The 8,748-nt window shown below is 47.4% G+C and carries 10 protein-coding genes; 2 read left to right on the forward strand and 8 right to left on the reverse strand.

Annotated features, from left to right (window positions below):
- Positions 1–2 precede the first annotated feature (2 nt).
- A complete protein-coding gene (locus tag JTE88_RS08955) occupies positions 3–353 on the forward strand; it encodes a thioredoxin domain-containing protein (RefSeq protein WP_204424480.1) in 351 nt (116 codons plus the stop codon).
- Positions 354–355: 2 nt separating this feature from the next.
- A complete protein-coding gene (locus JTE88_RS08960; RefSeq protein ID WP_204424482.1) occupies positions 356–1,672 on the forward strand; it encodes an aminotransferase-like domain-containing protein in 1,317 nt (438 codons plus the stop codon).
- A gap of 395 nt (positions 1,673–2,067) precedes the next feature.
- Here the strand turns inward: JTE88_RS08960 and JTE88_RS08965 are convergent, their stop codons facing one another.
- The 8 genes from JTE88_RS08965 to rpmH form a co-directional block, all read right to left on the reverse strand.
- The gene (locus JTE88_RS08965; RefSeq protein WP_204424484.1) at positions 2,068–3,462 is read right to left on the reverse strand and encodes a ParB/RepB/Spo0J family partition protein; all 1,395 of its coding nucleotides are present in this window, start codon (positions 3,460–3,462) and stop codon (positions 2,068–2,070) included.
- 4 nt (positions 3,463–3,466) lie between these two features.
- Entirely contained in the window at positions 3,467–4,450 is a 984-nt protein-coding gene (locus JTE88_RS08970) for a ParA family protein (protein ID WP_420826934.1), read from the reverse strand.
- 371 nt (positions 4,451–4,821) lie between these two features.
- Positions 4,822–5,451 carry a 16S rRNA (guanine(527)-N(7))-methyltransferase RsmG gene (gene rsmG, locus JTE88_RS08975; RefSeq protein WP_204424486.1) on the reverse strand — a complete coding sequence of 210 codons (630 nt, stop codon included), beginning with the start codon at positions 5,449–5,451 and terminating at the stop codon, positions 4,822–4,824.
- A gap of 320 nt (positions 5,452–5,771) precedes the next feature.
- Positions 5,772–6,341 (reverse strand): Jag family protein, encoded by a 570-nt coding sequence (locus JTE88_RS08980; protein ID WP_204424488.1) that lies wholly within the window; start codon positions 6,339–6,341, stop codon positions 5,772–5,774.
- Between the two features lie 38 nt (positions 6,342–6,379).
- Positions 6,380–7,525 (reverse strand): membrane protein insertase YidC, encoded by a 1,146-nt coding sequence (gene yidC, locus JTE88_RS08985; protein ID WP_204424489.1) that lies wholly within the window; start codon positions 7,523–7,525, stop codon positions 6,380–6,382.
- Between the two features lie 35 nt (positions 7,526–7,560).
- Entirely contained in the window at positions 7,561–7,872 is a 312-nt protein-coding gene (gene yidD, locus JTE88_RS08990; RefSeq protein WP_204424491.1) for a membrane protein insertion efficiency factor YidD, read from the reverse strand.
- Complete coding sequence (rnpA, locus tag JTE88_RS08995) at positions 7,869–8,231, reverse strand: ribonuclease P protein component (protein ID WP_204424493.1); 363 nt, start codon at positions 8,229–8,231, stop codon at positions 7,869–7,871. Before rnpA ends, yidD begins: the two co-directional genes overlap by 4 nt.
- Entirely contained in the window at positions 8,232–8,372 is a 141-nt protein-coding gene (gene rpmH, locus JTE88_RS09000; RefSeq protein ID WP_013170982.1) for a 50S ribosomal protein L34, read from the reverse strand. It lies immediately after the preceding gene.
- Positions 8,373–8,748 lie beyond the last annotated feature (376 nt).

Raw genomic sequence — 8,748 nt, forward strand, 5'->3', positions numbered from 1 at the left:
CCATGAATGTAGCAGATTCTGAGATAACGCTACGATTCTATTTCGCATCATGGTCACTCCCAAGCAAACAGATGCGACATATATTTGATGAAGTAGCATTAGATCTGGACCGCCACGTAAAAAACGTACCTGAGTTATCGGGAACACCACTTCGTGTGCTGGTTGTTGATGTCGATCAAGAACCAGCACCTGTGGAAACTCACGGTATAACAAAAGTTCCTACTATCCAGTTATCAACAAACAGCCAGGATCTCATAACTCTCATCGGAGCGAGACCGAAACTGGCATTACGTAGTGATCTCATCACCGCGTTAGAGATACACAGCAATAAAGCTCGTGTAACAAAGGAGTAAAAATGGCAGAACAAACGGATGGCAGCACACATATCCTTAATTCCGCCGCTGCCGCCGCTGCCAGCGGTGATAGCTCGGAACCTTTCCATCCAATTGACCCTCACGGCGAAGAAGAAATGTGGGGACATGTATATTCCAATCGTGCTCTGAACACGAAACAATCTGAGACACGGTCGCTTTTCGCAGTAGCAAATCGTCCAGAGGTCGTCTCGCTCGCGGGTGGTATGCCCAATATTTCTGGATTGCCGTTGGATTTTCTCGCCGAGATGTCAGCAAAACTGATGAAAGAACGAGGAACTCAACTACTCCAGTATGGTGGGGGCCAAGGCGAACTTGAGTTACGCGAACAAATTGTTCACCTCCTCGAACAAGAAGGCGTCCATGCATCACCAGACCAGATAACTGTGACAACTGGTTCGCAAGCCGCATTAGATATCGTCACCCAGGTACTTGTCAATCCTGGTGATATCATCGTCGCCGAAGCACCATCGTATGTTGGCGCGCTCGGCGTCTTTGCTGCACACGAAGCAAACGTCGTCCATGTCCCGATGGACAGCGATGGACTCATTCCAGGAGAACTCGAACGCACTTTAACTGAACTCGAAGAGGCGGGAAAGCCAGTCAAGTTCATTTACACAGTACCGAACTTCCATAATCCTGGTGGTGTTTGCTTGGCTATCGAACGTCGGCCACAGATCGTCGAAATAGCTCGACGCCACAAGGTCATCATCCTTGAAGACAATCCCTATGGAATGCTCGGATTCGACGACCAGACAAACCGGGCGCTTTATAATTGGAATCCCGACGGCGTTATCTACCTAGGATCTTTCTCGAAGATTTTCGCCCCCGGATATCGGGTCGGTTGGGCACTTGCCAGCGAAGAACTCACTGCCCGACTTATTCTTGCTAATGAAAATGCGGTACTTTCTCCTACGAAGGTTGGTCAACTATCGATCGCTGAGTATTTGCGTACCTACGACTGGCTTGGTCAAATTAAGGATTACCGGGCCATGTATTGTGACCGCCGAAATGCGATGAACGAAGCTTTAGAAACCTACCTTCCGCAGTGTGAGTGGACAGTTCCTGGCGGTGGCTTCTACATCTGGGTAAAGCTTCCTGATGGTATTAATGCTCGAGAAATGCTTCCACGTGCTGTAGATAATGGCGTTGCATACGTATCGGGTACAGCATTTTACGCCGATGGCCAGGGTTCAGATCATATCCGGCTGTCTTTCTGTTATCCGACACCAGAGCAAATCACTGAAGGTGTCAAGCGTCTGGCTAAAACTATCCAGGAAGAGCTTGCTCGTTCATCTTGAGTTGAAGTCACGAGAAAGATCAATCGATGAGGTTAGATTTAATCTAGGAATAGGATCGTTCAAGACAACTCTTTTACTGATCGTATCGGGTAGTCTCACAAGGAATCCGTTTAGCGTTGGGTCCTTGGAGTCATTAGCTTCATCCGCTTGGTAGCTCAAACCACGCAGTAGTTCAAGCCGCTCAGTAGCTAAGCCGCCTAGGTATCGCCCATCTACGCTCATTATTGATCCTAAATAGTTCCACCTAGTGAACGAGCTTCACATATAATTACGGCCGAGATAATTTGTGAGGGAAGATCCTAGCGATCTTCCCTCACAAATTATCTACTGAACTCGGCTTAATAACATAGCTTCGAAGAAAAGTTTGTTTTCCTCAATCTACACTTACACTTGAATCATTGACCCGATGTTTCACGTGAAACATCGACGGAGCTCTCATTAATCATCTCTAAGATACGATTAAGATCATCAATAGAACCGAAATCAATCGAGATGCGCCCTTTCTTTTGCCCCATGACAACTTTGACTCGGGTGTCAAAACGATCCATTAATCGTACGGCTAAGCCGGTCAACTCCGGCTGATAGCGGGACGTTCGGGAACGGGCTGTTTTCTTCGGCGTATCTCCACCGTCATCCATTGCTACGAGCTCTTCTACAGCTCGGACAGACAAGTTTTCTGCAACAATTCGTTGCGCAAGACGTTCCATCGCTGAAGGATCCGAAAGTCCGAGAAGTGCACGTGCGTGACCGGCTGAAATGACGTTCGCAGCAACACGGCGTTGGACAAGTGGTGGTAATTTCAAAAGACGTAGAGTATTAGATATCTGTGGTCGTGAACGCGCAATCCGACGAGATAGTTCTTCTTGAGTACATTGGAAATCTTCCATTAACTGCTGATAAGCAGCAGCCTCTTCCAAAGCGTTCAATTGTGCACGATGTAAGTTCTCCAAAAGAGCATCGCGGAGCATATCCCCAGTGTCTGTATGGCGCACAATAGCTGGTATAGTCGTATTTCCAGCCAAACGAGACGCACGCCAGCGTCGCTCACCCATGATCAATTCATAGCGCACTTCTGGAGATTCTTCGAGCGGCCTCGCTAAAGGACGTACAACAATCGGTTGTAGAACTCCGACTTCCCGAATAGAAGCCGAAAGTTCAGCAAGATCATCCTCATCAAAAACCTGCCGTGGCTGTTGCATATTCGGAATAATTTCATCAAGTGATAACTCACCAAAAGTTGCTCCGGGAATCTGCTGTAATTGCTGGTCGCCGGTATCTATTTGCTCAGTGGAATATCCTTCGGTACCTAATGTTTCACGTGAAACGGAATCCCGTGTTTCACGTGAAACATTATTATCGAGATCAGAGACTTCACTTCCGTGAATGACTGCGTTATCGACTTCCTGCGCATCGTCACCAGGTTGAATTTCAGTCGGGTTCGTTTTGGCTGACAACTTTTTAGCTTTTAAGGCGCGTTTCGTGGCGGATCTATCATCCTTGCTATCAGTCTTTATTGTTCCTTTATCAGGTCGCTCAGCAGGTTCTACGATCTCGGGAGTTGAAGCTATACTCGTTTCAGCTACACTCTTTCCCTTAGATTTATCAACTGTTGCACTAGACTCAGAAATCTGCAGTTGGCTCAGCGATTCTTGTCCTGACGATACTCCCGAAGGTTCTTTCTTTTCGCTATTACTGAAGAAAATATCAATCGGACGCTTGCGAGTTTCTTCCTGCTCAGCTGGAAACAGAGCTCCAATACCACGTCCTAGACCACGACGCTTTTCAGCCATATTCTTACTTCTCCTCTTTAACGATCTGCTCTGTCATCTCAAATGCGGCTGCTCGATACGCCAAAGCACCTGACGAGCGAGGATCGTAGGTAACGACAGTCTGCTGAAAGCTCGGTGCTTCAGAAATACGAATATTTCGGGGAATCTCCACCGATAATGTTTCGCGTGGAAAAAATTCTCGAACTTCAGCAGCAACATCTTGGGACAGATTGGTACGTCGATCAAACATCGTTAATAAGATCGTCGAAATGTGGAGCGCCGGATTCAACGATTCTTTTACCATTGTAATGGTCTTCATCAATTGTGTGAGACCTTCTAAAGCATAATACTCAGTTTGGATAGGAATCATCACTTCATCAGCACCAACAAGCGCGTTGAGTGTGAGAAGGCCTAAGCTAGGTGGACAATCGATAATAATGTAATCAACCTGGTTGCTACCATGACGAGAATCCTCAAGGAGTGCCTGTACCGCATCCCGAAGTCGGTATTCTCGGCGTTCTTGCATTACAAGCGAAATTTCAACACTCGATAAATCAATCGTTGAAGGAGCAACGAGTAGCCCAGGGACGTCCGGGCACGGCTGGAGCACATCAACTAGTTGCATCTCATTTTCAAGGACGTTGTATAGCGATGGCGTTCCAGAGATATGGTGAACGCCGAGTGCAGTTGTCGCATTGCCTTGGGGATCTGCGTCAATAAGAATGACTTTCAAGCCCCCCTGAGCTAAAGCAGCAGCGACATTAACTGCAGAGGTCGTTTTTCCAACGCCTCCTTTTTGGTTCGCAACAGTAATGATCCGTGTTCGGTCGGGTTTACGGAAATGCGCCTTTTCAAGTTTGCGCATCAACTCTCTATCCCGCAATAAATCAGCCCCTACAGGGGAATTGATGTCGTTGAACAACGATGTCGCATCAGGAAAAGTATCAGAATCTTCAGAATATCTTGCAGCACGTTTTCGCGGATCGACCATCCAAAAAGCTCCTATCATTTAATTAATCTAAGTCTACTAGGAAACGACGGTTTCGTAACCTCTCAAACCACAGCAGGATGTTATCCACAGACTTTCCCACAATTGGGGATTTCTGCATGAGATCTGTGGAAAACTAATGACGGACCTCATCATTCGTTATTTCTTCTGTACCTTTTTCACCAAACAAAAAGATATTCTATTGTTTCACGTGAAACGTTCTTCCAATGAGAAGGTCAACATTATCAAATATTTATTACGAATACGCTATTCGTAAAATATTAAAGATCAGCACCCGAAAAGGCGATGATCACCAATATGTTGAAAATGAGAAGGAATCTTTATAAGTTTCACGTGAAACATATAAAGATCTATCAAATTACGAGAGTAGTCTAGAGCTTCTCTACAACAACAACACGAGTTCCTTCATCAGCGCCCCAGACATCAATGTCATGTACTTCAGCCCAAGCCGCTTTGAATTTCCGCAACTCTTTATGCGCATCGTCGATTTCTTGCTCAGCTCTACCACCTTTAAGAGCTACTAATTGTCCTTTACTTTTAACTAACGGCATGGTCCACGGAAGTAACTTCTTGAGTGCAGCTACGGCACGAGCAGTGACAATATCAGCTACCAATTGACCATGAAGTTCCTCAGCTCGATTATGGTGAACAAAAACATTAGGGAGATCGAGATCCTGCACCACATAGGACAGCCAATCCGTTCTACGGCCGAGAGAATCAATAAGATGGATAGTGACATCTGGGCGCGTGATAGCTGTAACAATACCTGGAAAACCAGCACCCGATCCCACATCGATGAGGGAGGAATTTTCTGGAACAAAATCGAGAATGGCGGTGGAGTTAAGGATATGTCGAGACCACAACTTGTCCATTTCTCGAGGACCGATCAAACCACGAAGTTCTCCTTCAGATTCTAAAAGCTGGGCAAATCGAACAAGACGATCCCAGATATCCACACCGAAATGTCGATCACCACCGTGTGGCACATGTTCAACATGCATTAAAAACTCCAAAGATAAATAATGATGCTTAGAAGCTATCAAAAATATGAATCACGCAATGATGGCTATAGAAATAGACAATGATTGACCTATACAACCGATGAGTATACCGGAGTATACGGCAGGGTCGAAAGCTACACATCGTCGAACAACGAAAAAGCAGATACTCACACGCTCAGTAAAGTAACATATCAACTCCACAAACCCGGTAAATGACGATTTCCTCAGTGAGACGTGAACTTATAAACGTGGACCCACCGCCTGCTTCACTTTGACAGATATAGTTTTGGCCCGCATCATGCGGGCCAAAACTATTGAGGTCACTCGACGGCATCGATTGAATCTTCTGATTGAGTACTTTCCGCTAAAACATCGTTTTCGTCATCAACTTCCTCGTCGGGCAAGGAAATAACCACATGACGAGCAGCACCGATACCGGATGAATCCGAGAACAAGCCAGCTTCTGCAACGACGTCATGGACAACCTTGCGCTCGAATGGGTTCATTGGCTTCAATGCTACAGGCTCACCTGACTCCTCGACTCGATCGATTGCTTCGTGAGCAATCTCAGCGATTTCTTGACGGTGCTGCTGACGGTAGCCAAGGATATCGAGCATTAAACGCGAACGCTCACCGGTCTGTTGTTGAACAGCTAACCGGGTCAACTCCTGGATAGCATCGAGAGTATCTCCTTGCTTACCGATCAGGCGCTTCAATCGACGATCTCCACCGTCGTCAGCAACAATTCCTACAGCGGCACGGTCAGCTTCAACCGTAATTTCGATATCGCCGTCAATATCAGTAATATCGAGAAGTTCTTCTAGATAATCTGCAGCAATATCGCCTTCTTCGTCGAGCAACGCCCGCATATCAACATTTTCTTCAGTCATGATGATTCCTTCGAGTTAATTTCATCTGTGATAGACGATTAAAAATTACGATTCTTCTTGTTTTGCTTGGCCTTCTGCTGGCGAGCTTTCTTCTTTTCATTCGCACGTTGGCGTTGCGCCATACGACGCTCGTATCGCTTCTGTGCACGCTCAGCATCAGTCAGCCCGTCTAGTCCACGAACCTCACCAGACTGGCTCTCAGAGAAGGATTCCTGGGTCTGTAGCTCAGCTGGAATCTTCTTACCGCCGGCTTTCTTCGAACGTTCCTTACCCAATGGCTGAATACGTGGCTGAACTGGCTCTGCAGGCTCTTCTTCTGGTGGTAATCCAGCCGCAATGCGCTTAGCACGGAGCTTTTCTTGACGCTTCTTGTATGCCGGTGAGCCAGGAGTTGGGTTGTAGGTGATCAACCAGTACTGCTGGCCGATGTTCCAAATGTTGGAAGTCAGCCAGTAAACAAGCACACCAACCTGGAAAGCAAAACCACTGAAGACGTAGATCAACGGCATGCCGTAAAGCATCATCTTCTGCATTTTGTATGCAGGGTTATCAGGGTCCTGAGCCGATTCTGGCAGGTTCTTCGTCATGATCATCTTCTGCGAGAAGAACAGAGTTGCCATCATCAGGACGATCAAGACCACTGTCACGACTTGGACATTCAATGTCAGATTGAATGAGCCCGCAGTTCCGAGCGACGACGATAGTGGCGCGCCGAAAAGCGTAGAGTTAGCGATCTCCGTCGCCACACGTTGATCAACTGCACCGATGCTTTCAGCGCCTTTGGAGACCAAGTTGACGTTATTCAACAACCCGAATAGCGAAAAGAAGATTGGCATCTGAATAAGCAATGGCATACAGGACGCGAATGGTGACGTACCATGCTCCCGGTAGAGTGCCATCATTTCTTCTTGTTGACGCTGCTTAGAAACTGCGTCCGTACGACCCTTGTACTTCTTTTGCAGTTTCTGAATTTCTGGCTGCAATTCTTGACCCATGCGCATAGCGCGAATCTGCTTGTTGAACAGTGGAATGATAAGGATTCGAATAATAATCGTCAGACCGACGATGGACAAAACCCATGCAGCACCAGACCCGGTACTCATTCCAAGAGTGGTGAGTACGGTGTGAATGCCGAACATGATCCACGAGATGACCCACTTAATGGGGAGGAGGATAGTATCCACAGTTCTTCTTTCAGTTGGGGGCAGTTGCCGGTGTGTTAATCATCGCCATGGCCGCTGTGGCCTGATGATTCTTCTTTAGCGCGGTGCGCCATAAGTTCGATGTATCCGAGGGGTTTTGCTGGCCAAGCTCCAGGTTCAGGTACCCAGTCCACGCCGCCATGACTCCACGGATTGCATCGCAGTAATCGCCATACAGTCAAAAGTGTACCTTTTATTGCGCCGTGAACCCGAATGGAATCGATAGCGTATTGCGAGCATGTTGGTTGGTATTTGCAACGCCGGGGTAATCCGGCGGAAATATTTCGCTGATACCAGCGAATGGCCCAGGTGAGGAAACGTCCAATCATGATTTATCCGAGGTCCAGGCTTGGGCTCGATGTAAGGCCCGGGTAAGAGCGTTGTGGAGTTCTGACGACGTCGCCGTTGCCGCGTCAGGGTTTGCTCGCACGACGATTATTCCGGGTTTGACTTCTTCAAGGAAGTTACGAACGACGTGGCGGAGTTTGCGTGAGACTGTGTGCCGGATGACTGAATTTCCGACCTTTTTTCCCACGACGAAGCCGACCTTTGTAGAAAGGTCGGCTTCGTTATGGTCGCTATCTTCTAAAAAATAGACAACGACAAGACTGTTTCCGCTCCGCCTCCCATGACGAACTGTTCGAGCAAAATCGCCCGATGTTCGTAATCGGTTAGCGGCTGGCAACATTTACGCTGCTAGGCGTGCGCGGCCCTTACGACGGCGGGAGGCAAGAACTGCGCGACCCGCACGGGTGGCCATACGCTTACGGAAGCCGTGAACCTTGGCGCGACGGCGGTTATTCGGCTGGAACGTACGCTTGGTAGACATGGGTGATCTCCCACTTATCGAATCTCGGACGGACTCAAATTCCTTTGACTCCGTGTGTGTACTGCACACACATGACTTCATGACTTTACGCGACTTTTTGGCTCATCGTCAATAAAAGACACTACCTGCGTAACTATTGTCACACGAAGAGATTATTGTGGGAAATCTTTCCCAACTCCTTTCCACAGGTGTGGATAATTACGTGGATACATTTTTTGTCTGACATCTCGCCGTTCAAAACATGTAATTACACGCGTGTAATATCCACAGCTGTGTATAAATCTGTGGATAACTTGAGATTTTCTTCGTCTTCTCCAATATCATGTACTGAGTACCAGAAGTTCTGACAACAAAGAACACATCATGAGGGGGAGAC

This window comes from Arcanobacterium phocisimile, assembly GCF_016904675.1.
Taxonomy (GTDB): domain Bacteria; phylum Actinomycetota; class Actinomycetes; order Actinomycetales; family Actinomycetaceae; genus Arcanobacterium; species Arcanobacterium phocisimile.

Excerpts from the sequence above, each read along its gene's own strand:
- JTE88_RS08955 (WP_204424480.1), top strand. The coding sequence starts at position 3 with ATGAATGTAGCAGATTCTGAGATAACGCTACGATTCTATTTCGCATCA.
- JTE88_RS08960 (WP_204424482.1), top strand. The coding sequence starts at position 356 with ATGGCAGAACAAACGGATGGCAGCACACATATCCTTAATTCCGCCGCT.
- JTE88_RS08965 (WP_204424484.1), bottom strand. The coding sequence starts at position 3,462 with ATGGCTGAAAAGCGTCGTGGTCTAGGACGTGGTATTGGAGCTCTGTTT.
- JTE88_RS08970 (WP_420826934.1), bottom strand. The coding sequence starts at position 4,450 with ATGATAGGAGCTTTTTGGATGGTCGATCCGCGAAAACGTGCTGCAAGA.
- rsmG (WP_204424486.1), bottom strand. The coding sequence starts at position 5,451 with ATGCATGTTGAACATGTGCCACACGGTGGTGATCGACATTTCGGTGTG.
- JTE88_RS08980 (WP_204424488.1), bottom strand. The coding sequence starts at position 6,341 with ATGACTGAAGAAAATGTTGATATGCGGGCGTTGCTCGACGAAGAAGGC.
- yidD (WP_204424491.1), bottom strand. The coding sequence starts at position 7,872 with ATGATTGGACGTTTCCTCACCTGGGCCATTCGCTGGTATCAGCGAAAT.
- rnpA (WP_204424493.1), bottom strand. The coding sequence starts at position 8,231 with ATGTTGCCAGCCGCTAACCGATTACGAACATCGGGCGATTTTGCTCGA.
- rpmH (WP_013170982.1), bottom strand. The coding sequence starts at position 8,372 with ATGTCTACCAAGCGTACGTTCCAGCCGAATAACCGCCGTCGCGCCAAG.